Origin of the sequence: Streptomyces sp. NBC_00045 (genome assembly GCF_045041095.1) — a bacterium.
GTDB lineage: Bacteria > Actinomycetota > Actinomycetes > Streptomycetales > Streptomycetaceae > Streptomyces.
In genome coordinates, this window is the sequence record NZ_CP108271.1 from 6,574,512 (window position 1) to 6,601,393 (window position 26,882).

Annotated in this window: 24 protein-coding genes and 1 pseudogene; 14 read left to right on the plus strand and 11 right to left on the minus strand. The window is 71.0% G+C overall.

Annotated elements, in window-relative coordinates; genetic code table 11:
* Positions 1-47: 47 nt before the first annotated feature.
* The 7 genes from OHA65_RS30485 (at position 48) to OHA65_RS30515 (ending at position 5,948) form a co-directional block, all read left to right on the plus strand.
* A complete protein-coding gene (locus tag OHA65_RS30485; RefSeq protein WP_327279344.1) occupies positions 48-299 on the plus strand; it encodes a thiamine-binding protein in 252 nt (83 codons plus the stop codon).
* A complete protein-coding gene (locus OHA65_RS30490) occupies positions 296-679 on the plus strand; it encodes a helix-turn-helix domain-containing protein (RefSeq protein WP_327279345.1) in 384 nt (127 codons plus the stop codon). Before OHA65_RS30485 ends, OHA65_RS30490 begins: the two co-directional genes overlap by 4 nt.
* A 153-nt stretch (positions 680-832) precedes the next feature.
* Entirely contained in the window at positions 833-1,351 is a 519-nt protein-coding gene (gene uraD, locus OHA65_RS30495) for a 2-oxo-4-hydroxy-4-carboxy-5-ureidoimidazoline decarboxylase (RefSeq protein ID WP_328764222.1), read from the plus strand.
* Between the two features lie 2 nt (positions 1,352-1,353).
* Positions 1,354-1,743: a hydroxyisourate hydrolase gene (gene uraH, locus OHA65_RS30500; RefSeq protein ID WP_327279347.1), complete on the plus strand. Its 390-nt coding sequence runs from the start codon at positions 1,354-1,356 to the stop codon at positions 1,741-1,743.
* Position 1,744: 1 nt separating this feature from the next.
* The gene (gene pucL, locus OHA65_RS30505) at positions 1,745-2,668 is read left to right on the plus strand and encodes a factor-independent urate hydroxylase (protein WP_327279348.1); all 924 of its coding nucleotides are present in this window, start codon (positions 1,745-1,747) and stop codon (positions 2,666-2,668) included.
* 192 nt (positions 2,669-2,860) lie between these two features.
* The gene (locus tag OHA65_RS30510; protein ID WP_327279349.1) at positions 2,861-4,264 is read left to right on the plus strand and encodes an 8-oxoguanine deaminase; all 1,404 of its coding nucleotides are present in this window, start codon (positions 2,861-2,863) and stop codon (positions 4,262-4,264) included.
* Between the two features lie 298 nt (positions 4,265-4,562).
* A complete protein-coding gene (locus OHA65_RS30515) occupies positions 4,563-5,948 on the plus strand; it encodes a nucleobase:cation symporter-2 family protein (protein ID WP_328764223.1) in 1,386 nt (461 codons plus the stop codon).
* An 862-nt stretch (positions 5,949-6,810) separates the two neighbouring features.
* Here the strand turns inward: OHA65_RS30515 and OHA65_RS30520 are convergent.
* From OHA65_RS30520 to OHA65_RS30540, 5 genes and pseudogenes are all read right to left on the minus strand, one after another.
* Positions 6,811-7,725 carry an ATP-binding protein gene (locus OHA65_RS30520; protein WP_327279351.1) on the minus strand — a complete coding sequence of 305 codons (915 nt, stop codon included), beginning with the start codon at positions 7,723-7,725 and terminating at the stop codon, positions 6,811-6,813.
* 361 nt (positions 7,726-8,086) lie between these two features.
* A complete protein-coding gene (locus OHA65_RS30525; protein WP_328764225.1) occupies positions 8,087-9,286 on the minus strand; it encodes an acyltransferase in 1,200 nt (399 codons plus the stop codon).
* A 159-nt stretch (positions 9,287-9,445) separates the two neighbouring features.
* Positions 9,446-9,721 (minus strand): annotated as a pseudogene (locus OHA65_RS30530) (MTH938/NDUFAF3 family protein); the annotation flags it as partial.
* An 18-nt stretch (positions 9,722-9,739) separates the two neighbouring features.
* Positions 9,740-10,426, minus strand: coding sequence for a 3'-5' exoribonuclease domain-containing protein (locus tag OHA65_RS30535; protein WP_328764226.1), 687 nt, complete (start codon positions 10,424-10,426; stop codon positions 9,740-9,742).
* A 102-nt stretch (positions 10,427-10,528) separates the two neighbouring features.
* Positions 10,529-11,335, minus strand: coding sequence for an SDR family oxidoreductase (locus tag OHA65_RS30540; protein ID WP_327279354.1), 807 nt, complete (start codon positions 11,333-11,335; stop codon positions 10,529-10,531).
* 113 nt (positions 11,336-11,448) lie between these two features.
* On the opposite strand from OHA65_RS30540, the gene OHA65_RS30545 reads away from it, so the two are divergent.
* On the plus strand, positions 11,449-12,045 hold the full coding sequence (locus tag OHA65_RS30545; RefSeq protein ID WP_327279355.1) for a TetR family transcriptional regulator: 597 nt from the start codon (positions 11,449-11,451) through the stop codon (positions 12,043-12,045).
* Positions 12,046-12,150: 105 nt separating this feature from the next.
* Here the strand turns inward: OHA65_RS30545 and OHA65_RS30550 are convergent, their stop codons facing one another.
* Complete coding sequence (locus OHA65_RS30550) at positions 12,151-13,341, minus strand: GDSL-type esterase/lipase family protein (RefSeq protein WP_327279356.1); 1,191 nt, start codon at positions 13,339-13,341, stop codon at positions 12,151-12,153.
* Positions 13,342-13,573: 232 nt separating this feature from the next.
* On the opposite strand from OHA65_RS30550, the gene OHA65_RS30555 reads away from it, so the two are divergent.
* A complete protein-coding gene (locus OHA65_RS30555; protein ID WP_328764228.1) occupies positions 13,574-14,638 on the plus strand; it encodes a beta family protein in 1,065 nt (354 codons plus the stop codon).
* Positions 14,639-14,728: 90 nt separating this feature from the next.
* Here OHA65_RS30555 and aceB read toward each other — a convergent pair whose 3' ends face one another.
* Positions 14,729-16,348, minus strand: a complete 1,620-nt coding sequence (gene aceB / locus OHA65_RS30560; protein WP_327279358.1) for a malate synthase A — start codon at positions 16,346-16,348, stop codon at positions 14,729-14,731.
* Between the two features lie 273 nt (positions 16,349-16,621).
* Positions 16,622-17,251 carry a nucleotidyltransferase family protein gene (locus OHA65_RS30565; protein WP_328764229.1) on the minus strand — a complete coding sequence of 210 codons (630 nt, stop codon included), beginning with the start codon at positions 17,249-17,251 and terminating at the stop codon, positions 16,622-16,624.
* A gap of 244 nt (positions 17,252-17,495) precedes the next feature.
* Between OHA65_RS30565 and OHA65_RS30570 the strand changes: the two genes are divergently transcribed.
* Positions 17,496-18,983: a PLP-dependent aminotransferase family protein gene (locus tag OHA65_RS30570; RefSeq protein WP_327279361.1), complete on the plus strand. Its 1,488-nt coding sequence runs from the start codon at positions 17,496-17,498 to the stop codon at positions 18,981-18,983.
* Between the two features lie 199 nt (positions 18,984-19,182).
* Here the strand turns inward: OHA65_RS30570 and OHA65_RS30575 are convergent, their stop codons facing one another.
* Entirely contained in the window at positions 19,183-19,812 is a 630-nt protein-coding gene (locus tag OHA65_RS30575; protein WP_327279362.1) for a response regulator transcription factor, read from the minus strand.
* Positions 19,812-21,152: a sensor histidine kinase gene (locus OHA65_RS30580; RefSeq protein WP_405762850.1), complete on the minus strand. Its 1,341-nt coding sequence runs from the start codon at positions 21,150-21,152 to the stop codon at positions 19,812-19,814. The genes OHA65_RS30575 and OHA65_RS30580 overlap by 1 nt, the downstream gene beginning before the upstream one ends.
* A 134-nt stretch (positions 21,153-21,286) precedes the next feature.
* Here OHA65_RS30580 and OHA65_RS30585 point away from each other — a divergent pair, with 134 nt between their 5' ends.
* Both OHA65_RS30585 and OHA65_RS30590 read left to right on the plus strand, forming a co-directional pair.
* Positions 21,287-22,375 (plus strand): ABC transporter permease, encoded by a 1,089-nt coding sequence (locus OHA65_RS30585; protein WP_327279364.1) that lies wholly within the window; start codon positions 21,287-21,289, stop codon positions 22,373-22,375.
* Positions 22,372-23,073 (plus strand): ABC transporter ATP-binding protein, encoded by a 702-nt coding sequence (locus OHA65_RS30590; protein ID WP_328764232.1) that lies wholly within the window; start codon positions 22,372-22,374, stop codon positions 23,071-23,073. Before OHA65_RS30585 ends, OHA65_RS30590 begins: the two co-directional genes overlap by 4 nt.
* 90 nt (positions 23,074-23,163) lie before the next feature.
* On the opposite strand, the gene OHA65_RS30595 is transcribed toward OHA65_RS30590, so the two are convergent.
* Positions 23,164-23,961, minus strand: coding sequence for an IclR family transcriptional regulator (locus tag OHA65_RS30595; RefSeq protein WP_405762851.1), 798 nt, complete (start codon positions 23,959-23,961; stop codon positions 23,164-23,166).
* Between the two features lie 329 nt (positions 23,962-24,290).
* On the opposite strand from OHA65_RS30595, the gene allB reads away from it, so the two are divergent.
* Together allB and alc are read left to right on the plus strand one after the other, a co-directional pair.
* Positions 24,291-25,631: an allantoinase AllB gene (gene allB, locus OHA65_RS30600; RefSeq protein ID WP_327279367.1), complete on the plus strand. Its 1,341-nt coding sequence runs from the start codon at positions 24,291-24,293 to the stop codon at positions 25,629-25,631.
* A gap of 3 nt (positions 25,632-25,634) precedes the next feature.
* Complete coding sequence (gene alc, locus OHA65_RS30605) at positions 25,635-26,753, plus strand: allantoicase (RefSeq protein ID WP_327279368.1); 1,119 nt, start codon at positions 25,635-25,637, stop codon at positions 26,751-26,753.
* Positions 26,754-26,882: the final 129 nt, after the last annotated feature.

Sequence of the window (26,882 nt, forward strand, 5' to 3'; positions counted from 1 at the left end):
AAGCCCGGACTGCCGAAAAATCACGACTGGCAGGTAGCTTGACCAGCGTGCGATTGAGAGTGGAGTTCACGACCGAGCCCTTCGATCTCGAAGAGGCCCCTGCCCATGCCGTGGCCGCTCGCGAGGTCATCCAGAAGGCCCAGCTGGACGCGGTGGACGTCGGCCCGTTCGGCAACACCGCCGAGGGTGAAGCCGACGCGGTGCTGACTGCGGTGACCGCGCTGCTGCGCGACTCGCTGGAGTCCGGCGCCACGCGCGTCTCGCTCCAGGTCAACGTGATCGGGGAGGAAACCCCATGACCGAGCCCCGTGACCACCCGTTCGTCACCGCGGTCAAGCCGCTGGTCGACGCGATGGGCGGCGAGCTGATGGATCCGGCCCTGGCGCAGCCCGACGACGTCGTGCTCAGCTGGGAGGGCGAGGACCTGCTGGCCGTGCGGCTGCCCCAGCTGTCCGACTCGCTGGATCACATCCTGGCGGCGCTGGAGCGCCGGCACGGCGTACCGTTGTCGCAGCTCGACCGGAAGTCCAAGCAGGACGTCGTGCGGATACTGGAGGCGCGGGGCGCCTTCTCCGTGCGACACGGCGTGGAGACGGTCGCGGGCGCCCTGGGCGTAAGCCGTTTCACGGTCTACAACTACTTGAACAGGGAAAACCCCAACAAGAACAACCAAGCGTGATCCCTGCTGGCCCACAGTGACGAGCCGCCGCCCCATTCATCCGGGCGGCGGCTTTTGTGTACGGGAAGTTTCAACAAAGTGTTGACGCCGTGTTGCCGAGGGCGTTAGCTATGCGCAGCCCGTCAAAGCAACAACAGGCCACGGAGGCCTACCGTGACTTCGAGTCCGACCCCGGGTCTCACCCGGTTCAACGCCTTGGACGACAGCGCGGCCACGGCCGAACTGCACGAGGTGTGCGCCAGTTCGGCATGGGGCAGCAAGCTGCTCGCCCAGCGCCCCTTCGCCGGCGCCGACGCCCTGTTCTCCGCGAACGAGGCCGCCATGGCCGAGCTCACCGCCGAGGACCTGGCCGAAGCGATGGCAGGCCACGCGCCGATCGGCCGGCCGAAGCCGGGAGACCCGACCTCCGCCCGCGAGCAGCGCGGCATGGCCGGAGCCTCGGAGGAGCTCAAGAACGAGCTCCTCGAACTGAACCTGGCGTACCAGGAGAAGTTCGGCCACGTCTTCCTCATCTGCGCCACCGGTGCGACCGGTGAGTTCATGCGGGACGCGGTCAAGGTCCGGATCGACAATTCGCCGGAACAGGAGCGGGAGATCGCCCGCGGCGAACTGGTGAAGATCAACCGGATCCGCCTGACCCGCCTCGTCGAACTCGCAGAAGAAGGAGCGTGAGCATGAGCACCGAGACCACCGCGTCGGTGTCCACGCACATCCTGGACACCAGCATCGGACGCCCCGCCGAGGGCGTCGCCATCTCCCTGTCGGCCCGCGAGGGACTCGACGGCGAGTGGGCGGCCCTGGGTGGTTCCGCCACCGACGCGGACGGGCGATGCAAGGACCTGCCGGCGCTGCCGGAGGGAACCACCCACGTACGTCTGGACTTCGAGACCGAGACGTACTTCTCCAAGAAGCAAGCCGAGGCGCAGCAGGACGCCCCCCGCGTAAGGGACAGCGGTGCGTTCTTCCCCGAGGTCACCATCACGTTTGCGGTGAACCCGGGCGAGCACTACCACGTACCGCTGCTGCTCAACCCGTTCGGCTACTCCGTTTACCGAGGGAGCTAGCATGGCCACGATTCTGGGCCAGAACCAGTACGGCAAGGCAGAGAACCGCGTCGTCAAGATCACGCGGGACGGCGACACCCACCACATCAAGGACCTCAACGTCTCGGTCGCCCTCTCCGGCGACATGGACGACGTCCACTACTCCGGCTCGAACGCCAACGTCCTGCCGACGGACACCACCAAGAACACGGTGTACGCGTTCGCCAAGGAGTACGGCATCGAGTCCGCCGAGCAGTTCGGCATCCACCTGGCGCGCTGGTTCGTGAACAGCCAGGAGCCGATCCAGCGTGCGCGCATCCGGATCGAGGAGTACGGCTGGGACCGGATCGCCACCTCGGACGCCAACTCCAAGTTCATCGGCTCCGACGAGGTGAACCACTCCTTCGTCCGCAAGGGCATGGAGACCCGCGTCACCCAGATCACGTACGACGGGCAGAACTGGGAGGTCATCTCCGGCCTCAAGGACCTGATCGTCATGAACTCCACGAACTCCGAGTTCTGGGGTTACGTGAAGGACAAGTACACGACCCTCCAGGAGGCGTACGACCGCATCCTGGCCACTCAGGTGTCGGGTCGCTGGCGCTTCAACTGGACCGACGACGAGCAGCGGATGCCCAACTGGGAGAAGTCCTACGCCGAGACCAAGAAGCACATGCTCCAGGCCTTCGCGGAGACCTACTCCCTCTCGCTGCAGCAGACCCTGTACCAGATGGGTTCGCGGATCATCAACCACCGTTCGGAGATCGACGAGGTCCGCTTCTCGCTCCCGAACAAGCACCACTTCCTCGTCGACCTTGAGCCGTTCGGCCTCAAGAACGACAACGAAGTCTACTTCGCTGCGGACCGCCCGTACGGTCTGATCGAGGCCACGGTCCTGCGGGACGGCGCTGACGCCCGTATCCCCGTGGACATGACCAACCTCTGACGCGGCATGCGCGTCCCGGGGCACCGCAGTGGCCCCGGGACCACCGCACGACACGTTCCAGCTTCCTGAATCGGCACCCGGACGCATCACGCGGGGCGGCAGTACTGTCAGCTGTCAGGTCCCCGGCTCCGGCACTCAAATCCCCTGGGTTCTGCCGTGCCCGCACCGCCACTGAAAGCACGAGGAAGTCCCATGGCAGCATCGGCAGCCCAGGACGGCGCAGTAGAGCGCATCGTCATCGAGAACTGTGCGATTGCAACGGTCGATGCGAACGACACCGAGTACGCCTCGGGTCACATCGTCATCGCCGACAACAAGATCGAGTCCATCGGTGCGGGCAGGGCCCCCGAGAACCTCGACAACGTCGTCCGCCGCATCGACGGCACCGGGCACCTCGTGACTCCCGGTCTGGTCAACACGCACCACCACTTCTACCAGTGGATCACGCGCGGCCTGGCCACCGATCACAACCTCTTCAACTGGCTCGTCGCGCTGTACCCGACGTGGGCGCGCATCGACGAGCAGATGGCCTACACGGCCGCCCAGGGCTCCCTCGCCGCGATGGCCCGCGGTGGTGTCACCACCGCCATGGACCACCACTACGTGTACCCCAAGGGCGCCGGCGACCTCTCCGGCTCGATCATCCGCGCCGCGTCCGAGATGGGCGTCCGCTTCACCCTCGCCCGCGGTTCGATGGACCGCAGCGAGAAGGACGGCGGCCTGCCGCCGGACCACGCCGTCGAGACCCTTGAGGGTGCGCTCGCCGACACCGAGGCGACGGTGAAGAAGTACCACGACGCCTCCTTCGACGCGATGACCCAGATCGCCGTCGCCCCCTGCTCCCCCTTCTCGGTCTCCACCGAGCTGCTGAAGCAGGGCGCCGAGCTCGCCCGCCGCCTCGGTGTGCGCATGCACACGCACGGCAGCGAGACCGTCGAGGAAGAGAAGTTCTGCCACGAGCTCTTCGGCATGGGCCCGACCGACTACTTCGAGTCGACCGGCTGGCTCGGCGAGGACGTGTGGATGGCGCACAGCGTCCACATGAACGACTCCGACATCGCCGCGTTCGCCCGTACCAAGACCGGTGTCGCGCACTGCCCGTCCTCCAACGCCCGTCTGGCCGCCGGCATCGCCCGCGTCCCGGACATGCTGGCCGCCGGCGTCCCGGTCGGCCTCGGGGTGGACGGCACCGCCTCCAACGAGTCCGGTGAGCTGCACACCGAGCTGCGCAACGCGCTGCTGATCAACCGGCTGAACCCGGTCCACCGCGAGGCCGCGCTCAACGCCCGCCAGGCCCTGCGCCTCGGTACGTACGGTGGCGCGCAGGTCCTCGGCCGCAGCGACAACATCGGTTCGCTGGAGGTCGGCAAGTGCGCCGACCTGGTGCTCTGGAACATCAGCACCTTCCTGCACTCCTCGATCGCCGACCCGGTCACCGCGCTGGTCTTCGGTGCGGCCGCCCCGGTGACCGCGTCGTTCGTCAACGGCAAGCAGATCGTCGAGAACAACAGGCTCCTCTTCGCCGACGAGGACGCCATCGCGGTGTCCACCCGCGAAGAGGCTCAGCGCCTCGCGCGCATCACCGCGCAGGGCTGATCCCCTCGGAGTCCGGCCGGGGGGGACGGCCCCCGGCCGGTCGTCGCGGGCCCGAGCGGGGTCCGCGGCAGCCGTTCCCGGGAAGCGCCCGAGGTTTTTCCGAGGGCGTTCCCGGGGCGGTGACTCGTGCCACTGCTTGGCCGGAACGGTTTGGGCGAATCGTTTCTGCGCCTCTTGGGACAAGAACGAGCACCACCCGCACCACCCACAACTCCATACAGGCTCGACTCGCACAGCTTTCGCACCACCTCCAAGACACCCACGTCCCTGCCGACGTGTTACCCGACCGGAGGAAGCCGTGGCACTCACGCCCAGGTTTCGCAAAGATGCAGTCGCAGTACCGGAGGAGAAGCACCCGGTCGACGAGACCCTGCCTCCTCTGAAGATGTTCACGAGCGGCCTCCAGCACGTGGCCGCCATGTACGCGGGTGTCGTCGCCCCGCCCATGATCGTCGGCCCTGCCGTCGGACTCTCCGCCACCGAGACCGCGTTCCTGATGGGCGCCTCGCTCTTCACCGCCGGCCTCGCCACCCTCCTCCAGACCCTCGGTTTCTGGAAGATCGGCGCCAAACTCCCCTTCGTCAACGGCGTTTCGTTCGCCGGCGTGACCCCGATGATCGCCATAGGCAAGGGGGAGGGCGCGGACGCCATCCCCGTCATCTTCGGCGCGATCATCGTCGCCGGGGTCGTCGGCTTCCTCGCCGCCCCCTACTTCGGCAAACTCGTCCGGTTCTTCCCGCCCGTGGTCACGGGTACGGTCATCACCCTGATCGGCGTGTCCCTGCTGCCGGTGGCCTTCAACTGGTCGCAGGGCGGCAACCGCACCGCCACCGACTACGGCTCGATGAAGAACATCGGCATGGCCGCCGTCACCCTCGTCATCGTGCTGCTGATGCGCAAGTTCCTGCGCGGCTTCCTCCAGCAGATCTCCATCCTGCTCGGCCTGGTGGCCGGCACGTTGATCGCCCTCCCGCTCGGCATGACCAGCTTCGACGCGGTCAAGAACGCCTCCCTGGTGGGCTTCCCGACCCCCTTCCACTTCGGCGCCCCGCAGTTCCAAGTCGCCGCCGTCGTCTCCATGTGCATCGTGATGCTGGTGTGCATGACCGAGTCCACTGCCGACATCCTGGCCCTCGGCAAGATCGTCGGCCGGCCTGCGGACGCGAGGACCATCGAGGGCGGACTGCGCGCGGACACGCTCGGCAGCGCGCTCAGCCCGCTGTTCAACGGCTTCATGTGCAGTGCCTTCGCGCAGAACATCGGGCTCGTGGCGATGACCAAGGTGCGCAGCCGGTTCGTCGTCGCTGCGGGCGGCGGCATCCTGATCCTGCTGGGCCTGTGCCCGATGGCGGCCTCCGTCATCGGCGTGGTCCCGCTGCCGGTGCTCGGCGGGGCCGGCATCGTCCTGTTCGGCTCGGTCGCGGCCAGCGGTATCCAGACCCTGGCGGGCGCGGCCATGGAGAAGGGCGAGAACGCCCTGATCGTCGCCGCCTCGGTCGGCATCGGCCTGATCCCGATCGCGGCGCCGGAGTTCTACCACGCGTTCCCGAAGGACCTGCTGGTCGTCCTGGACTCCGGCATCAGCACCGGCTGCGTGGTGGCGATCGTGCTCAACCTGGCCTTCAACCACTTCGTCACCCAGCGGGCGCCGGCGGCCGCGCCGGAACCGGTCCCGGTGCACTGACCCGGTCGCCCGGTCGCCCGGTCGCCCGGCCGCTCACGGCGGTGCGTACGCCACCCACTGCGGGCGTGGCGTACGCACCGCCGTCCGCTTCCCGGCCCACGGGGGACCAGCTGTCGATCATCGACAGTGTGCTGCGTTCGATTGCGGGGTGGTGGGTTCGAGTGAGCCCGCGTACGCCGTGCAGCCGAATCGCAGGAAGTGGCGCCCCATCACGTCGCCGTGCGTCGGCGGATTGTCTGCGCAGGACGTCGCCGTGTCGTCTCCCGTAGTGACCGTTTCCCGTAGTGACCGTTCCGTACGCGCGGTTCACCACTCGGCTCAACCACGCCCTGGAGCGGCTGGAGTTCGCGCTGGCAGGCCGGGGCCCGGAGCGGTGCTCCAACCGCTTCGCCCGTAGCCGATCGGTTCCATCTCCGGCATGGCCCGGGTAGCCCGTGGAGACCTGCGTCGCTGCCCACCGCGACTGTCTACGAGACCCTCACCCAGCGGCACCCCACTGGCGTCGACCTGTCCGGATCCCGGCCCGCCACAGGACGGCTCGGAACCTGCCGGTCGACGGGCCGCGAGAACCGACCCCGGTCCGACACAGTCGTTCCCCACGGGCCTTACCTGGAGAGCCGGTTCGCCACAGGATGCACCAGCGTCACCCACCTCCACCCAGGCCGCTGCCGCGAACTGGGCACGGCGGCCGGCCCCGTCCGAGGTCCATCGTGCAGACGGTCAAGACGGTCAAGACGGTCAAGACGTTCGACGACGAACCTCGCCCGCCAGCGGTCCACGGTCGAGGCGTCGACCTAGTGCAGCGCCGCGGAAGTTCGTGGAGGGGCGTTAGAACGCGAGTCCGAATGCTTTCGATGTTCAGTCAGCAGAAGGTGAAGCGTTCGGCGGCTTCGGCGGGGGTGACCCCTTGTCTGCGCCCGGGGACATCGTGGACGGCTGCTGCACCCTCGGAGCGCAGTTGGCCGGCACTGGCGTCCCTCGTCATGATCGCGGCGTAAGCGCGAACATCCGCGGCAGTGACATCTGGGCGCCCCCGCTCGACATGCTGCTGCAGGAGGTCGGTGACTTCATCGGTGAATCGCAGCATGGTCACCGGGGCATTGAAGCGCCTGGCGATGGTGAGGAGTCGTGCGCGGGCCTGCGGGGTGACATTCGTCGATTCGGCGACTGCACTTCGTCCTGCGGCGAGCCTGGCAATGATCCTGCGGTCACGTTCCTCGAAGATGCGGGCGTCCACCGCATCGGAGTCCGCTTCAGCGGGCGGGTCGCCGAAGAGCTCCGCGCGGATCTCGTCGCTGGACACCACGGTTTCGGCATCGATCCGCCGCCGCGCGATCAGTGCCCGGACAAAGCTGGTCTTGCCCGAGGCCGGTGCTCCGACGAGGATGACGAGTCCCACCGGTACCCGGATCAGCCCGATGCCGGCATGCGCGGGAGCGTCGGTCACGGTGCGGGAGCTGTCGAGGTAGAGGCCGCCGGCGCAGTCCAGGGCCTCTTCAGGGGAGCCAAAGGGGAGCCCGGTGGGCAGGACATTCTCCTCGTACTTGCCGCTGCTGGCCAGGTAGAGCGCGAAGCCCCAGGTATGCAGGACACCGGTGAACCGCAGGCGGCACAGCGGCAGCGGTTCCTCATCGCCGGTCAACTCGCCCGCGACGTAGGCGAATCCGGCGCGGAAGCGAACCTGGATGCCGCTGAGCTGGGGCCAGCGTTCCTTGGCGTGTGCGTCCAGACGCTGGCGCAGGTGGTGCTGCATGGACTCGGGCGGGTTCTTCGGCACGGGGTCCATCCTGCCGGGCGCCACCCCGACACGCCATGATCATCGCCTTGGCCATGGGGCGCGGAGGGTGCGGTGGGGATGGCCGGGGCGGTCGTGGTGGGGCTGGACGAGACGGTGCGCGAACGCCTGACTCGTACGGCGATCTCGCTAAAGTCGCCGCTGTGCCGAAGGGCGTGTCGGTACCGGCCGCAGGGCGGATACGGAGCGCACGCTGGCTACCCATGGCGGAGGTTTGCGGTTCGTCTGCAACATGGCGGTCGACCGCCCGGCGGACCGCCCTCTCGGCCGGCCTGTACAGCGAGCCTGCAGGACATGATGCTGTCGGACCCGGGCCACGACCCGCCCGGGTCCGATCGTTTCCCTATGCGGGGAGGTGTTGCGAACGTTCGGCCGGCGGATCCATCAGGCGGCGCAGCAGGCGGGTGAGGGGGCGCTCCAGTAGGCGCTGGAGCAGCCAGGCGATCAGTACGACGCCCGCGATGACGCCGAGCAGGGTGGGCCAAGGGCCCCACTGCTCGTTCCAGCGCCAGATGACCCGTACGCCCAACGATTGGTGGACGAGGTAGAGCGGGTAGGAGATCGCGCCCGCGACCGGTAGCCAGCGCCACTGGATCCAGTCCAGCTTCCCGAGCGAGATCAGGCCCATCAGCGCGTACATGACGGTGATCGCGGCCAGGCACACCTTCCAGTTGATGCCGTGCCCCTCGCCCTCCATGATGGCGGGAAGGCGGTGCTGCATCAGAAGCCAGGACAGGGCCAGGATGCCCAGGGTCTCGCCCTCGATCCGGCCGGCCCGGCGGACGAGGTAGAAGGCGATTCCCGCGATGAAGAAGGGCGCCCACCGGGGCACCAGGAGCTGGTCGAGCAGCGGGATGCCCGACGCCGGTGCCAGCACCGAGCCCAGCGCCCAGATCCAGCAGAAGGTCGCGACCCGGCGATAGCCCGTACCTAGCAGGACGACCAGCGAGAAGATCAGGTAGAAGCGCAGCTCGATCCAGAGGGTCCAGTACACGTTGTCCACGCTGTTCACCCCGAGGGGCTCGTGGAGCATCGTGAGGTTGGTGAGCATCTGGCCGACCGTGACCTTCGGCTCGCCGGGAACCTGGGGGCCCAGGCGCGCGGCTGCCGAGGAGAGCACGACCGCCACCCAGTACAGCGGGAATAGCCGCAGGATCCGGCCCTGCCAGAATTTCTGGAGCGATTTGCCCCAGGCGGACATGCAGATCACGAAGCCGCTGATCATGAAGAAGAAGACCACACCCAGCCAGCCGAACTCGGCGACCTTGTGCAGGGTGGGGAACAGCGCGACCGCCGTCCGCTGCCAGGGAATCCTCCCCGACCCGGCGAGGTAGTGGAACAGGACCACCGACAGCGCGGCGAGCAGCCGCAGACCGTCCAGCACGGCTATTCGTGGCGCCCGCGCAGCCCTGGTGGCTCCGGACGGCCGCAGGGAACCGGTACCTCTCGACCACACCCGGCGGCGGGCGGGGCCGGGGGCCGCCTGCGGAGCCTCGACGGGCACCGGGACTCGGTCCCCGTCAAGGACGAACCTGTCGGACATGACACCTCTGAAGATTCCTGCGGTGTCGCGACACCGGTGTGTTTCGGGCGAAAGGGCCCGCCGATCTTAGCGATGCTGTGGGAGCTCACCGGCGCCTGGGCCGCGCGACGCCGCTGAGAGCCCTCAGAGGCTGCGCCGGCAGCCGCACGGCGGGGCGGCTCAGCAGGTGGAGTGGAAGAGGCCGGCCACCGGTTCGGTCGCGGCGAGGCGGTTGTAGCGGGCCACCGCGGCCTTCGTGTCCTCGACGTACGCGGTGGCCCCGGCCTCCCGGACGGCCGCCAGGGTCTCCTCCATGACGAGCAGCCGGTCGTCCATGCCCTGGCTCAGGACGACCGTGGTGGCGCCGCGATCGAGCAGTTCCCGTACCTCCGCCGCCCGGATGCCGGGATCGTGACGGGTGCCGTGCTCGGACCAGTCCCAGGCCCGGCCGCCGCCGGGGTAGAGCTTGAAGTCTTAGCCGGGAGTGAGCCCTTCGACCTCCATGCGCCCCCAGGAGAGGTGGGCGATGCGCGGGGACACCGCGACGGCGCCGGGATCGGGCGCGGCCGGAGGCGTCCAGAGCATGAGGTTGCTCATCAGCTCCGCCTGCTCGACGGCGTCGTCCAGCGCGTGGTGGGTGTGCGGGCGGGCGGAGAGGAGCTCGCGCGGCATCAGGCCCTTGACCGCCGCGCGCAGCGGGACCCCCGCCTTCGCCGCGTACAGGGTCTTCATGTCGAGGCAGCCGGAATGCCCGAAGGGGCTGTCGCCGCCGAAGCGCATCAAGTACCAGTACAGGAACGTCCAGTCGAAGGAGGCCGGGTAGCCGCACATGACGGGCTGCGCCCCGGCCCCGGCGGAGACCTCCCGTACCCACGCGCGGAACTCGGCCATGGCCGCCGCCGGTTCGGCGCCCTCCCGGAGCAGCCGGTCCCGGTCGAGCCCGCTGACGGAGAGCGCCTCGGGTACGTACTGGTCGCTGATCGGGCGGAGTTCGCGGTAGAAGGTGTGCCGCTCGGGGTCCGCGGCCGTATACGAAGCGCCGTCCTGCCGCCCCGCGACGGCCGCCCCGAAGCTGATCATCGAGTACGGGCCGGGGATCGGGCCGTCGGCCTCGATGTCGACGGAGATGTAGAGGCTGGGACGTGCGGTGCGGGCCGGCATGGGCGCGATCATGTCAGTCCGCGCCGCTCGGACCATCCGAATTCCCGCGGCCGGTCGACCGCCGCCCGGCCCCGAGGCCACCGCCGCCCGGCCCCGACGGTCCTAGGCGGGGGTCCGGGGGGAGGACATCCGGTCCACCATCCGGACGACCGTGCGGCGGCTCGCGAGTCGTCCGCCGAAGGCCATGACGCGGTTCAGGGATCCGGAGATGACGCTCGGCGGCGGGTTCCTCCGGTCGAGGGCCTTCAGGGCGGTGCGCACGACCTGCTCGGAGGTCTGCATCTTGGTGCCGCTGGCGGCGTCCTCCGTGCCGACCACCTCGAAGAACTCCGTCTTCGTCGCGCCCGGCGACAGCGCGAGGACGCGCAGCCCGGTACCCCGGGACTCCTGCCACAGGGCCTCGGTGAAGCTCAGCACGAAGGCCTTGGAGGCGGCGTAGACGGCCATGTTCGGGACCGGCTGGTAGCCGGCCACGCTGGCGACGTTGACCAGAACGCCGTCACCGCGGGTGCGCAGCGGGCCGATGAAGGCGCGGCTGATGTCGACGACGGCCATCACGTCGAGGCCCACTTCCTGGCGGAGCCGCTGCGGGTCCTCCTCGTGGAAGCGGCCGTAGGTGCCGAAGCCGGCGTTGTTGACGACGCCGGAGACCGAGATCCCGCGCCGCTCGACCTCGGCGGCCAACAGCTCACCGCATCCGTCGACGGACAGGTCCATGGCGATCGTCTCCACCGCGACGCCGTGCGTCTCGGACAGCTGCGCGGCGAGCGCCTTCAGCCGGTCCTCGCGGCGGGCGACGAGCACGAGGTCGGAACCCCGTGCCGCGAGCTGACGGGCGAACTCGGCGCCCAGGCCCGAGCTGGCGCCGGTGATCAGGGTGGTCCGGCTCCGGTAGTCGACCGCGTTCACAGTGGCTCCTGCATGTGGGATGACGTCGTGGGCCATCACTGTATGCCCGGTTGGCAGTGACTGCCAACCGGGCAGTTGAACGCAGATTGGCGGCCCGCCTATATGCTGACCCGATGGGGACCACCGCAACGCAGCAGACCCTGTGGGACCGCTCCCGCCAGGCCGTGGTCGCGAGCATCTTCGACACGGCCATGCGGCTCTTCGCCGAGCAGGGCTACGAGGCCACGACGATCGCGCAGATCGCCAAGGAAGCGGGCATCTCCCAGCGTTCGCTGTTCCGGTACTTCGGTACCAAGGAGGACATCGTCTGCGGCGAGCAGGAGGAGCTCGGGGAGCTGCTGCGCGCGACGGTGGAGGACCAGCCCGCCGCCGCCACTCCGTGGGAGGCCCTGCGTTCCGGTTTCGAAGTGCTCATGGAAGCGCACGGCGACCGCGAGCAGCTGCTGGAGATCACGGCTTTGATCTTCGACACCCCTCCGCTGCGCGCCCGCTATACACAGAAGAGGCTGCGCTGGCAGGAGCTGGTCCAGCCCGCCGTAACGGCCCGCATGGCCGCCGGGGAAGGCCCGGTCCCGGAGGTGCGCGCCGCGGCGGTCACCGCCACCGTCTTCGCATGCGTGGACGCCGCCACCGAGGTCTGGGTGCGCAGCGGCGGCAGCGCCGACCTGGCGACCCTGTACGACGAGGCCCTGGCCGCCGTACGGGGCTGATCCCCGCCCCCGCACCGCACAGGCGGTGCCCGGATGCGCCGGTACGCCGGTACGCCCGCGGAAGGATTCCGCGGGCGTACCGGAGCGGGAAGGCGGGGACGGGTGCTACGGCGCGGACGTCAGGAACATGCCCGTGTGGTCCGCTCCCGCGGTGTTCTTGCAGCTGGAGGCGGAGGTCGCCGGCTGGGCTAGCGCCAGGTTCAGGCAGCGGCCGACCGCGAGCTGGCCGAAGTAGTTCGGGTGCATGGACTCCTGGACCGGCCCCTGCGTCTCGCTGCTGTCGATCCAGCGCGCCCACTCGCTCGTCTTCGCCGACGCGGGCGCCGAGGTGGTCACCTGCTTGCTGGCCTTCGCGCACACCTCGCGGCCCTGCAGCATGTCCCGCAGGTCCAGGAACTGCACGCCCTTGGCGGCGGCGACGCCCTTCAGTCGGTTGGCGAGCTGCGGCACGAGCGAGTCGCGCGCCCAGTCCGAGTCCCGGTTCCAGAAGGGGCAGCCGCCCGTGTTGAGGCGGCTCCAGTCGCTCTGCGTGTACCGGTTCTCCGCGCCGCGGGGGATCGGCGAGGGGTAGGACTGGAGCACGATCCGGTACGAGGAGTCGGTGTACCCGGCGTCCCGCATCACGGCGCGGATCTCGTCCACGGACTTGCCGACGTTGGCCATGACGCCGTCGATCTTCTCGTCGACCCCGTACTGCTGGTCGTCGTAGCAGTACGAGTTCCACAGGACGAAGTCGAGCGCGCAGTCCTTGATGATGTCGGCGAAACCGAGGTCGTTCCCGCCGATGGACAGGGCGATGACCTTGACGTTGTTCGCCGCGGCCACGGCGGCGAGCTGATCGGCCTGCGGTGCCTCGCCCTTGAAGGGCACGCCGCCGTTGGAGGCGCGGAAGACGTTCTCGGAGGTCGCCCCGGAGCAGGCCAGGTTCACGGCCACGTCGGCGATCGCCCCGGCGCTCTTGACCTCGGCGGAGTCGGAGCGGTGACAGCCGTCGGCGGTGCTGCCGTACACCTTGGCGGGGTCGTAGGTGCTCCCGGAGACCCATGCGCGGTCGGTCCCGGTGCGATTGCCGGTGTTGGTCAGGCTGTTGCCCTTCCAGCGGCCGGCCTCACCGGAGATGTAGCTGTCGCCCATGGACACCACGGCGGTGGGCCCGGTCCCGGGACTGGCCACGGAGGTCCCCGCGGAACCGCCGACCAGAGCGCCGACGGCGAGCGGCAGAACCATCCCGACCCCGGCGAATCGTCGCACTCGACTGCGGGCCCGGTCCTTGCTGGCGTTGCGGAATCCGATCACTGCGGAACTCCTGCGGTCGGCCATGGCGAAAGCCGGAGTGAACTCCGGTGCATGGCTGGGGAAGTGGGGGTACCGCCGGCCGGTGGCATCGGAAAGGTGACACGGAGCACGTTGTTACCGCTAGGTAGCCGCAGATTACGATGACGTAACGACCGACCGGTCGTTCGGGACCGGTCGGCCCCAACGGTGGCCGAATTCCGCCGTTCCCGAACCGCCCGTTCGCATCCACCCTGTGAACAGAAGCGCAACCAAGGCGGTCAACGGGGGAGCCACCATGGTCGAGCTGCTCTACGTACCCGTCCTGCCGGTGCGCCGCGGCCCGCTCGCGGCGTACTCCGGGCTGACACCGTCCCTCCGCGCCGCCGTCTCACCGCTGTGGACGATCGCGCCGGGTACCGATCCGGCCGCACCGCCCGGAGCCGTGGCCGCCGCCCAACGGGCCATGCCCGCCTGGCTGGACGCCCGGCATCTGGAGGGTGAGCCGCGCGCCGTCACGCAGGGCCTGTGGCCGTACCTCCTGCACACGCCGGTCAGACCGGTCACCGGCCCGGGGCGGCCCGACTGGCAGCGGTCCGCCTGTGCGGACTTCGCCAGGGCCTGTGGGAACGGCCTGGGAGTGCGCGTGCGTGCGGACGAAGCCGCGTCGGAACGGGGCGCCGAATCGGTGTGCCGGTTCGTCGAGGGTCTCGGCGGCCCGGACCTCGCCCGGGAGCCGCTGTTGGACCTGCTGCTGGACCTCGAAGCGGTCACCGAGGAGTGGCACCAGGCGGACAAGTGCGCCCTGCGCGCACTGGAGTTACTGGGTCCGCTCGCCGTGTGGCGGTCGATCGTGCTGCTGGCCGGATCTTTTCCGGGCTCCGCGCCCGAGCAGGAGGGCTGGCCCCCGGTCGAGGCGCACCGGCACGACTGGGACGTCTGGCACATGGTCCGGAACGCCCAGCCGGGGCTCCCCGTGGACATCACCTACGGCGACTACGGCGCCCATCACGCGCACGCGGCCGACGCGGGATCGGGCGGCGGCCCACCGTGGGGTGTCCTGCGCTACACCACGGAGCGCACGTTCCTCCTGGCCAAGGCGCCGACGGAGGGCGAGGGGCACGCGGCGCGGGCCCGGGAGATCGCCCGCCGGATGATCGGTGAGCCCGACTTCCGGGGGCCCGGTTTCAGTGAGGGCGACCGCTGGCTGCACGCGTGCGCCACGGGCGGGGGAACCCCGGGGGCCGGCAATGCCGAGGCGTGGATCCGGGCGGGGCACAGCCAGCACCTGGCCTACGTGGCACGGCGGTTGACCCGGTGAAGGGCCCGGCAACGGCTCCGCCCCCGTGCCTGGTGGCAGCGGGGGCGGAGCCGGGTTCGACTGCGGTGCGCATCAGTCGAAGCGGGGTGGTCAGCCGACGAGCTGGTCGTACGCCGGGAGGGTGAGGAAGTCCGCGTAGTCCGCGTCCAGTGAGACCTGGAGGAGGAGGTCGTGGGCCTGCTGCCACTTCCCGGCCGCGAAGGCCTCCTCGCCGATCTCGGCACGGATGGCGGCCAGTTCCTCCGTGGCGATCTTGCGGGTCAGTTCGGCGGTGGCGGTCTCGCCGTTCTCGAACACGACGCCGGCGTTGATCCACTGCCAGATCTGCGAGCGAGAGATCTCGGCGGTGGCCGCGTCCTCCATCAGGCCGAAGATGCCGACGGCGCCCAGGCCGCGCAGCCAGGCCTCGATGTAGCGGGTACCGACCTGGACCGCGTTGCGCAGGCCCTCGTACGTCGGCTTCGCGTCCAGCGAGTCGATCGCGATGAGCTCGCCGGGGGCCACCGCGACGTCCTCGCGGAGCCGGTCCTTCTGGTTCGGCTTCTCGCCGAGGACCGCGTCGAACGAGGCCATTGCGATCGGGACCAGGTCGGGGTGGGCGACCCACGAGCCGTCGAAGCCGTCGCCCGCTTCGCGGTCCTTGTCGGCCTTGACCTTCTCGAACGCGACCCGGTTGGCCTCGGCGTCCTTGCGGGACGGGATGAAGGCCGCCATGCCGCCGATGGCGTGTGCGCCGCGCTTGTGGCAGGTGCGGACCAGGAGCTCGGTGTACGCCCGCATGAACGGAGCCGTCATCGTCACCGCGTTGCGGTCCGGCAGGACGAACTTCTCACCGCCGTCGCGGAAGTTCTTCACGATCGAGAACAGGTAGTCCCAGCGGCCCGCGTTCAGGCCCGCCGCGTGGTCGCGCAGCTCGTAGAGGATCTCCTCCATCTCGTACGCGGCGGTGATGGTCTCGATCAAGACCGTGGCGCGGACCGTGCCCTGCGGGATGCCGACGTAGTCCTGGGAGAAGACGAAGATCTCGTTCCAGAGGCGCGCCTCCAGGTGCGACTCCGTCTTCGGGAGGTAGAAGTACGGGCCCTTGCCGAGCGAGATCAGGCGCTTGGCGTTGTGGAAGAAGTACAGGCCGAAGTCGACGAGGGCGCCGGGGACCGCACGGCCGTCGACCTGCAGGTGGCGCTCCTGCAGGTGCCAGCCGCGCGGGCGCATCACGACGGTCGCCAGCTGCTCGGCGGGCTTCAGGGCGTACGACTTGCCCGTGCGCGGGTCCGTGAAGTCGATGCGGCGCTCGTAGGCGTCGATCAGGTTGAGCTGGCCGAGTACGACGTTCTCCCAGGTGGGGGCGGAGGCGTCCTCGAAGTCGGCGAGCCAGACCTTGGCGCCCGAGTTCAGGGCGTTGATGGTCATCTTGCGGTCGGTCGGACCGGTGATCTCCACACGGCGGTCGTTCAGCGCGGCCGGCGCCGGCGCGACCTTCCAGTCGCCCTCGCGGACCTGTGCGGTGTCCGGGAGGAAGTCGAGGTGGGAGGTGCGGGCGATTTCGGCGCGGCGCTCGCCGCGGCGGGCGAGGAGCTCGTCGCGGCGGGGCGTGAACCGCCGGTGGAGCTCGGCCACGAAGGCGAGGGCCGCCTCCGTCAGGACTTCGTCCTGCCGGGGCAGGGGCTCGGCGTCGACGATGGCCAGCGATGACGGCGCTGGTGCGGACATATCTGTCACTCCTTCAGCGGCGGTGCCTGGCGGCCGCGGGGAATGCTCGCGCAGGACGGCACGCAGTGCCGTCGGGTGTGGAGAGTTCCGGGATACGGTCGCGGGCGCCGTCTGGGGGTTCAGGGCGCTTCTGACCAGTGGATAGTAATTTCCTTATGGTGGAAGTTCAATGGTTTGTTGATGTCGAGATTCTCTGAGTCGACAGACCGTGGCGCCCAGTGGCCCTCAGTGCCACCTTCGTCACTGCCCGCTCAACTGCCGCTCGACCGCCGCTCAGGCCAGTCGTGCCAGGTCGGGCGGGGTGTCGATGTCGAAGGGCTCGGCGATGTCCGCGCACTCCACCAGCGTGAGCTCGTCCGCGTGTTCTGTCAGGTGCACCCGGGCGCCCTTGTCCCCCGTCGCCGTCGCCGCGATGTCCGCCCAGCGGTCGGCGCCGAAGAGCACGGGATGGCCCCGCTCCCCGTCGTAGGCCGCCGCCACCAGACTCGCGGGGGAGCGGTACGCCTCCCGGACCCGGGCCACGGCCGCCGGTCCGATGCCCGGCTGGTCCACCAGCGACACGAGGGCCGCGCAGGCGTTCGTACCGTCGAGCGAGGCGAGGCCGACGCGCAGGGACGAGCCCATGCCCTGCGCCCAGTCGGGGTTGTCCACGACCACGCAGCCGGTCAGGTCCGCCCGCTCGCGGACCTCGGCCGCGGAGGCGCCGAGCACCACGTGGAGCGGACCGCAGCCCGCCTCGCGCAGCACCCGTACGGCGTTCTCGACGAGCGGGCGGCCGCGGTAGGCGAGCAGGGCCTTGGGGTGCCCGCCCAGCCGGCGCCCGCCGCCGGCGGCGAGGAGCAGGCCCGCGATCACGGGGCCAGGGGCCGGGGGCTGGGGGGCTGGGGTCGCGTTGGCTGACATGACAGCGATTCTCGCCCCTGCGGCGCGGCGCGAGCCCGCCGCGCCAGCAGGCGCCGTACGGCCGCCAGCCCGGCGCCGAGGCGCAGCGGCTCGCAGATCCGGTGCTCGGCGGCAGCGGCCAGGGCGCGCTCTTCACGGTCGGTCAGCGGGTTCGGCATGGCTGTCTCCTTGCCAATCAGGGGCCAATACCGCGAGTCTGGACCTCGATTGGTCTGGTTGGCAGAGCCAATCAGGGGAGGTTGGCATGGCGAACGGGCGAGTGGTCCAGACGGCGGACAGGACTTTGGGCAGTCGCCAGCTCACGGCACTGCTGCCCTCCGAGGTGCTGGCCCGCCCCGGCTACCGGTCCCTCGCCGACGCAGTGCGGACCTTGATCCTCGACGGTCGGATCGCCCTGCGCGTACGGCTGCCCGCCGAACGCGAACTCGCCGAGGCGCTCGGCGCCAGCCGGGCCACCGTCACGGGCGCCTACGACCTGCTGCGCGAGAGCGGCTACGTCCGCAGCCGGCGCGGCTCCGGCACCTGGACCGAACTCCCCGAGGGCCACGGCCCGGTCGGCGCGCACCTGCTGGTCGGCTCCGGCGGCTACCAGGCCGACGGCGATCCCGGCATCGACCTGGCCATCGCCGCCATGGGTGCCCCCGAGGACAGCCTCGCCGAGGCCCTGGCCTGGGCCGCGCCACGGCTGCCGGCGCTCGCCCGGAGCCCCGGCTACCACCCCTTCGGGCTGCCCGACCTGCGCGGCGCCATCGCCGAGCGGTTCACCCGCCGCGGGCTGGCCACCCGCCCCGAGCAGATCCTCGTCACGGCTGGCGCCCAGCAGGCGTTCTCGCTGGTCGTGAGCCTGCTGTGCGGGCCCGGTGACCGGGTGGTGACCGAGAACCCGACCTACGCGAACGCCCTCGACGCCCTGCGGCACGCACGGCTGCGCACCGGGTCGATCGCCGTCTCGGCCACGGGCTGGGACATGGAGATCGCCGAGTCCACGCTGCGGCAGACCGTGCCGAGGCTGGCGTACGCGGTCCCGGACTTCCACAACCCGACGGGGCTGCTCATGCCTCCGGAGCAGCGGCTGCGGCTGCTGTCGGCGACGCGGCGGACCGGGACCTGGCTCGTGGTCGACGAGACCATCGCCGACATCGCCCTGGACGTGCCGGCGCCGGCGCCGCTGGCCTCGCTGGCGTCCCGGGGCGGCGCGGACCACGTGGTGACGATCGGCTCGCTCAGCAAGACGCACTGGGGCGGGCTGCGGGTGGGATGGGTACGGGCCACCGCGAAGATGGTCACGGAGCTGGCGGCGGTGAAGGTGGCCGCGGACATGACCGGCTCGGTACTGGACCAGCTGGTGGCGATGCCCCTGCTGGCAGGCCTCGAACGGACCCTGCCGGCCCGCCTCGCGCAGTTGCGGGAGCAGCGGCGGGCGTTGGTGCGGGCGTTGGAACGGCACGCCCCGGAGTGGTCGTGGCAGCTGCCGCCGGGCGGCCTGTCGCTCTGGGTGGACCTGGGGGAGCCGGTCAGCTCGGCGCTGGCGGAGCGGGCGGCGGCCGGCGGGGTGCACATCGGGCGCGGCGCCCGCTTCGGAGTGGACCCGGGCACCTTCGAACACCGGCTCCGCATCCCGTACACCCTGCCCGCGCACCGACTGGACGAGGCCGTCCGCCACCTGGCCTCCGCCTTCCACGACGGCGTCCCCCTGACCCCCGCGGTGGAACGGCCGCACTGGGTTGCCTAGGGCACCGGGAACACGGTTGTGAGGACGACCGCCACGTGGACGGCCCGGCCAGGGTGAGCCGGGCCCAGCGGTCGCCGGTGCGCATGCGGCGACGAGGACCGCGGCGCTGAACACAAGGCGCCGGCCGCGACCGCGGTGAGCCGGAGGGCGTGGGCGTGGGCGTGCGGACGGTCGACGGCGCGGCGGTCGGGCCCGTGGCCTACGGGGTGCGGATCAGGCGGCGGGTGGCGGCGGCGGCCACTGCCGAGGTGCGGGAGTCGACGCCGAGCTTCGCGTAGATGTGCACCAGGTGGGACTTGACCGTGGCCTGGCTCAGGAACAGCTTCTTCGAGATCTGCTGGTTCGACAGCCCGTCCGCGACCAGCTGGAGCACTTCCAGCTCCCGCTTCGTCAGCGCCTCCGCGGGCGTGCGCATGCGGTCCATCAGCCGCAGCGCCACCGCCGGAGCCAGCGCCGACTGGCCCGCCGCCGCGGTGCGGACCGCCGCCGCGAGCTCCTCCGGCGGGGCGTCCTTCAGCAGATAGCCCGACGCGCCCGCCTCGACCGCCGCCAGGATGTCGGCGTCCGTGTCGTACGTGGTCAGCACCAGGACCCGCGGCGCCCCGGGGCGGGCGGTGATCGCCGCCGTCGCCGCCGAGCCGTGCATGCCCGCGCCGAACTGGAGGTCCATCAGGACCACGTCCACGGGCTCGGAAGCGGCCAGCTCCACCGCCCGCTCGGCGGTGGCGGCCTCCGCGACCACCGCGAAGTCCGGCTCGGTGTCCAGCACCGCGCGCAGTCCGGCCCGGACCACCGGGTGGTCGTCGGCCAGCAGCAGGCGGATCGTCATCAGGGTGCCTCCAGGGGCAGCGGCAGGGTGACGGCCACGGCGGTGCCCTGGCCCGGTGCGGACTCCACGGTGAACAGCCCGCCCAGCGTTTCGGCCCGGGACCGCATCGCCGGCAGCCCGAACCCGCCTTCGCCGGAGGGGGCCGAGGACGGATCGAAGCCGTTCCCGTCGTCCACGATGTCGAGCGTCACCGAGGCGTCCATGAAGGTCAGGGTGATCTCGGCGCGCCCGGCCCCCGCGTGCCGCACCACGTTGGCCAGCGCCGACTGCGCGATCCGCAGCAGCGCGACCTCGTACGGGGTGGGCAGGACGCGGGGCGCGCCGCTCAGGCAGAAGCGGACGCGAGGCCCCGGAGCCGCCGTGCACAGCCGCTCCAGCGCAGCGGCGAGGGACCCGTGCTCCAGGTCCGGCGGGGTGAGCGCCCGTACGAAGCGACGTGCCTCGGCGAGGTTCTCCTGGGCGGCCTCCCGGGCCGCGCCGATGTGCGCCAGCGCTGCCGCGCGGGGGTCGGCGGGACCCGCTCCGGCCGAGCCGGCCCCGGCGTCGGCCGCGGCGTCGGCCGCGCACCCGGGCTTCGCCGCGCCGCTCAGCGGCCGCGCCGTCGCGGTGCCCGGGCCGGTGGGCGCGTCCGTGTGCGGCGCCGGGGCCGGCTCGGCCAGCGACCGCTCCGCCGCCCGGAGCAGCAGCTGGATCGAGGACAGCCCCTGCGCCAGCGTGTCGTGGATCTCCCGCGCCAGCCGTTCCCGCTCGGCCAGGATGCCGGCGTTCCGCTCGGCCGCGGCCAGCTCGGCCCGGGTGGCGATGAGCTCCTCGATCAGCTCGCGGCGGCGTTCGCTCTCGCGGTACAGCGCCTGGTAGCCCAGTACGGTCGCCACCGCGACGGCCCCGCCGAGCAGCGGCCCGAGGAAGGCTCCGGGCGTCACCGTGCTGCTGTGCGCCAGGAAGCCGCCGATCGCCGCGCACGCGGTCACCGCGACGGCCGTCACGCCCCAGCGCAGCCGCAACAGGTGCAGCTCCAGGAAGTACAGCGGGAACGCGATCCACAGCCCGTCGGGGGAGACCACCAGCAGCCCCGCCCAGGCCGCGCCCAGAGCGGCCAGCCACACCGCCCCGGCGCGCGGTGAGCGGCGCACCACGGGAGCCAGTACGCCGGCCGCGTAGACGGCGGCCAGCACCGCGCAGGCGGCGACGACCCAGCCGGCCCGCGGCGCGGAGTCGGTGACGGCCCGCCCGGCGGCGAGCGCGAGCAGCCCGAACAGCAGCGCGTGCAGGCACAGGCGCAGGACGCGCGAGACGGGGGTGAGGGGGCGGGGAGCGGGGGATTGCGGAGCAGCAGCCATGGCCCGACCAGCGTAAAGGCGGGCCCGCGGCCACCGGTCAATCGAAAGTTTGATGTCGGGATGCGTCCTTCGATACCAGGATCGCTACCGTGGCGCGATGCCCTGTGGCCACGCGGGAGACCAGGGTGGGGACCATGTTCGTCGCATGGAGAGATCTACGGTTCGCGAAGGGCCGCTTCGCCCTCATGGGCTCGGTCGTACTGCTGATCACGCTGCTGGTCGGCCTGCTGTCCGGGCTCACCGCCGGCCTGGCCCGGGAGAACGTCTCGGCCGTCACCGGTCTGCCCGCCGGCCATCTGGCCTTCGCCGCGCCCGCCGGGGACCAGGGGGTGTCCTTCACCAACTCCCAGGTGCCCGAGAAGGCATGGCGGGCTTGGCGGGCGCAGCCCGGCGTGAAGTCCGCCGAGCCGCTCGGCATCCGCACCACCAACGCGGCGGCCGGCGGGCGCACCGCCGCGGTCTCCGTCTTCGGCGTCGACCCGGCGGGCCCCCTCGCACCGCGCGGCAGCGGACTCGTGCAGGGGCAGGTGGTGCTCACCGAGAAGGCCGCGAAGGAGCTCGGCGGCCTGACGGCCGGCGGCAAGCTGAAGATCGGCCCGCTGGAGCTGACCGTGGCGGCCGTCTCCGGTACCGCCGCCTACAGCCATACCCCGGTCGTCTGGATGGACCTGAACGACTGGCAGCGCATCGGCAATCCCGGCACCTCCATCGACACCCTCGCCACCGTCATCGCGCTCGACACCACCACCTCCGCCGACCTCGCCGCCGGGGACGCGGCGGCCGCGACCAAGGCCCGGACCGTCGACGAGGCACTCGGCGCCATAGGGTCCTACCAAGCCGAGAACGGCTCGCTCCAGCTGATGCGCGGCTTCCTCTTCGTCATCTCCGCCCTGGTCATAGGGGCCTTCTTCACCGTGTGGACGATCCAGCGCAGCGGCGACATCGCCGTGCTGAAGGCACTGGGCGCCTCCACGCCGTACCTGCTGAAGGACGCCCTCGGCCAGGCCGTGGTCATGCTCGCGATCGGCACCGGGCTCGGTACGGCGCTCGCCTCCGGGTTCGGCGCGCTGATCAGCGGGGGCGACGTGCCCTTCGTCCTCGACGCCGCGACCGTCCTGGTGCCCGCCGCGATCATGATCGTGCTCGGCGCGCTGGGCGCCGCCCTGTCCATCCGGCGGATCACCGCCGTCGACCCCCTGACCGCCCTCGGGAGCGCCCGATGACCCTGCTCGTGCACGACGTGACGCTCACCTACCCGGACGGCGAGGGCCGGCTCACCGCCCTCGACCGGGTCCGGCTGGAGGTGCCGGCCGGCACCCTGACCGCGGTGATCGGACCCTCCGGTTCCGGCAAGTCCAGTCTGCTGGCCGTCGCCGCCACCCTGGTCACCCCCGATTCCGGGCAGGTGGTGGTGGCCGGCCGGGACACCGCACGGCTGAGCGCGGCCGAGAAGGCGGCCCTGCGCCGGGAGGAGATCGGCATCGTCTTCCAGCAGCCGAACCTGCTGGCCTCGCTCACCGCCGCCGAGCAGCTCCAGGTGATGGCGCACCTGTCGGGCCGCCCCGCGCGGACGCTGCGCCGCCGTGCGCTGGAACTGCTGGACGCGGTGGGCCTCGCCGACAAGGCCGACAAGCGGCCCCACCAGCTCTCCGGCGGCCAGCGCCAGCGCGTCAACATCGCCCGCGCCCTGATGAACGAGCCGGCCGTGCTCCTGGTCGACGAACCCACGAGCGCCCTGGACCACGAGCGCGGCGCGGCCGTCCTCGACCTGCTGATCACCCTGACCCGGGAGTGGTCCACCGCGACCGTGCTGGTCACCCACGACCACGCGCACCTGGAGCGGATGGACCGGACGGCCACGATGACGGACGGCACCCTGAGGGCGTCGGAGGCGGAGCCGCAGTCCGTCCCGGCGGCCTGAGCGGCCGCGCCCGCCCCGCGAGCGAAGGCCCGTACGAAGGCCCCGGCCCCCTCACACGAGAGGGGGCCGGGGCGTTCGTACGTACGGAACCTACGCGGGGTTCTGGCTCTGCAGGGCCACCGACAGCTCGGCGGCGACGTTCTGCAGGATCGGCACGATCGAGTCCGTCAGGGCCTCGGTGACCCGGCCGGCCGGACCCGAGATGGAGATCGCGGCGGCGGTCGGCGAGTTCGGCACCGACACGGCGAGGCAGCGGACCCCTATCTCCTGCTCGTTGTCGTCGACCGCGTAGCCCACCTTGCGGACCTGCTCCAGGGCCTCCAGGAAGCCCTCCGGCGTGGTGATGGTCTTCTCGGTCGCGGCCGGCATTCCGGTGCGCGCCAGCAGGGCCCGTACCTCGTCGGCGGGGGTGTAGGCCAGCAGGGCCTTGCCCACGCCGGTGGAGTGCGGCAGCACCCGGCGGCCGACCTCGGTGAACATGCGCATGGAGTGCTTGGACGGCACCTGGGCGACGTAGACGATCTCGTCCCCGTCGAGCAGGGCCATGTTGGCCGTCTCGCCGGTCTCCTCGACCAGACGGGCGAGGTACGGCCGCGCCCAGGTCCCCAGGAGGCGCGACGCGGACTCGCCGAGGCGGATGAGGCGGGGCCCGAGGGAGTACCGTCGGTTGGGCTGCTGCCGCACGTAGCCGCATGCCACGAGGGTGCGCATGAGGCGGTGGATGGTGGGCAGCGGCAGACCGCTGGCGGTGGAGAGCTCGCTCAGGCCGACCTCGCCCCCGGCATCGGCCATGCGTTCGAGCAGATCGAAGGCGCGCTCAAGGGACTGGACGCCACCGCTGGCGGCGGTGGGCTTGGCGGAAGCGTCGGTGGCGCTGGACGTCGGCACGGCGCGGTCCTTTCGGTGCTGGCAGGCAAGGGAGCAGCCTACCGGTCGGTCGGCGTCGGCCCTAGAGCTGGGTCGAAGCCGTCCCCGCCGGTCAGAGGGGGTTTGTCCGGGTGGCGGATGTCCTCGGGAAGTTACCTGCCCACCCCCCGGTGGTGATAGCTACATTCTGGATAGTGAAATCTTAATTCCATCCTGTGGAAACATCCAATTGCGGCTTCGGTGTGTCAGTGCTCTGTCCGGGCGCTCTTGACTGGCTCCGGATCGGCGGCGAGACTCCGTCAACAGAACGTTGAATTTCGCTCTGTGGAAGTAGATGGGGAGGTTCCGGCGTGTCCGACGACGTGGAACTGGTACTGCGCTCGACTCGCGTCATCACCCCCGAGGGGACGCGCGCCGCTTCGGTCGCCGTCGCCGCCGGGAAGATCACCGCCGTACTGCCGCACGACGCCGAGGTGCCGGCCGGCGCCCGGCTCGAAGACTTCGGCGACGACGTCCTGCTCCCCGGCCTGGTCGACACCCACGTGCACGTGAACGACCCGGGCCGCACCGAGTGGGAGGGCTTTTGGACGGCCACCCGCGCCGCCGCGGCCGGAGGCGTCACCACGATCCTCGACATGCCCCTCAACTCCCTGCCGCCGACCACCACGGTCGACAACCTCCGCGTCAAGCAGGAGGTCGCCCGGGCCAAGGCGCACGTGGACGTCGGCTTCTGGGGCGGCGCCCTGCCGGACAACGTCAAGGACCTGCGCCCGCTGCACGACGCCGGCGTCTACGGCTTCAAGTGCTTCCTGTCGCCCTCCGGCGTCGACGAGTTCCCCGAACTAGACCAGGAGCAGTTGGCCACCTCCCTCGCCGAGATCACCGGCTTCGGCGGCCTGATGATCGTGCACGCCGAGGACCCGCACCACCTGGACTCCGCGCCCGTCGTGCCGGGGCCCAAGTACGCCGACTTCCTCGCCTCCCGTCCGCGCGACGCCGAGAACACCGCGATCGGCAACCTGATCGCCCAGGCCAAGCGGCTGAACGCGCGCGTCCACGTGCTGCACCTGTCCTCCTCCGACGCGCTGCCGCTGATCGCCGCCGCCAAGGCCGAGGGCGTCCGGATCACCGTCGAGTCCTGCCCGCACTACCTCACCCTCACGGCCGAGGAAGTGCCCGACGGCGCCAGCGAGTTCAAGTGCTGCCCGCCCATCCGTGAGGCCGCCAACCAGGACCTGCTCTGGGACGCGCTCGCCGACGGCACGATCGACTGCATCGTCTCCGACCACTCGCCCTCCACCGCTGACCTGAAGACGGCCGACTTCTCCACCGCGTGGGGCGGCATCTCCTCCCTCCAGCTCGGCCTGCCGGCGATCTGGACCGAGGCCCGCCGCCGCGGACGCACCCTTGAGGACGTCGTGCGCTGGATGTCCGCCGCCCCGGCCGCGCTCGCGGGCCTCGCCGACAAGGGCGCGATCGAGGCCGGCCGCGACGCCGACTTCGCCGTACTGGCCCCCGAAGAGACCTTCACCGTGGATCCCGCGGAACTGCACCACCGCAACCGGGTCACGGCGTACGCGGGCAAGACCCTGCACGGCGTCGTGAAGTCCACCTGGCTGCGCGGTACGCAGATCGCCGACCACGGCACCCCGACCGAGCCCACGGGCCGACTCCTTGAAAGGCAGAACTGACCAGTGGCGATTGAATCCTTCACCGGTAACGCGAACCCGTACGGAGGCGGCGACCCGTACGCGGACTACCGCACCGCGGACTTCCCCTTCACCCAGTACGCGAACCTCGCCGCCCGTGAGCTGGGCGCCGGTGTCATCGCCGCCAACGACGAGTTCTTCGCCCAGCGCGAGAACCTGTTGATCGCCGAGGCCGGGCACTTCGACCCCGAGCACTTCGGTCACAAGGGCAAGATCATGGACGGCTGGGAGACGCGCCGCCGCCGCGGCGTCTCCGCCACCCAGCCCTGGCCGACGGCCGAGGACCACGACTGGGCGCTGGTGCGCCTGGGCGCCCCCGGCGTCATCCGCGGCATCGTCGTCGACACCGCCCACTTCCGCGGCAACATGCCGCAGGCCGTCTCCGTCGAGGGCACCAACTGGGCGGGCGCCCTCGCGCCGACCCCGGAGGAGCTCCACGGCGACGACGTCAAGTGGACGACCCTGGTCGCGCGCACCCCGGTCGGCGGCCACGCGGCCAACGGCTTCGAGGTGGACGTGGAGCAGCGCTTCACGCACCTGCGCGTCAACCAGCACCCCGACGGCGGCATCGCGCGCCTGCGCGTCTACGGCGAGGTCCTGCCGGACCCGAAGTGGCTCGCCGCGCTTGGCTCCTTCGACGTCGTGGCCCTGGAGAACGGCGGCTCCGTCCAGGACGCCTCCAACCGCTTCTACTCCCCGCCGACCAACACCATCAACCCGGGCCGCTCCCGCAAGATGGACGACGGCTGGGAGACCGCCCGCCGCCGCGACAACGGCAATGACTGGATCCGCTACCAGCTGGTGGCCGACTCCGAGATCCGCGCCGTCGAGATCGACACCGCCTACCTGAAGGGCAACTCGGCCGGCTGGGCCTCGCTGTCCGTCAAGTCCGGCGAGGAGGGCGAGTGGACGGAGTTCCTGCCGCGCACCCGCCTGCAGCCCGACACCAACCACCGGTTCGTCCTGGACACCCCGGCGGTCGGCACCCACGTCCGGATCGACATCTTCCCGGACGGCGGCTTCTCCCGCCTGCGCCTGTTCGGCTCGCTGACGGAGGCCGGCGAGGCCGCGCTGACCGCCCGCCACCAGGAGCTGGGCGGCTGACGCCACCTCCAAGACCGCCCCGGGGGCCGACACCTCCGGGGCATGCGCAACAAGCCCGCAGGGGCGCACCGTTGGACGGTGCGCCCCTGCGGCGCTCCCGGCCCGCTACCCTTCGGCTGTCGCAGTCAC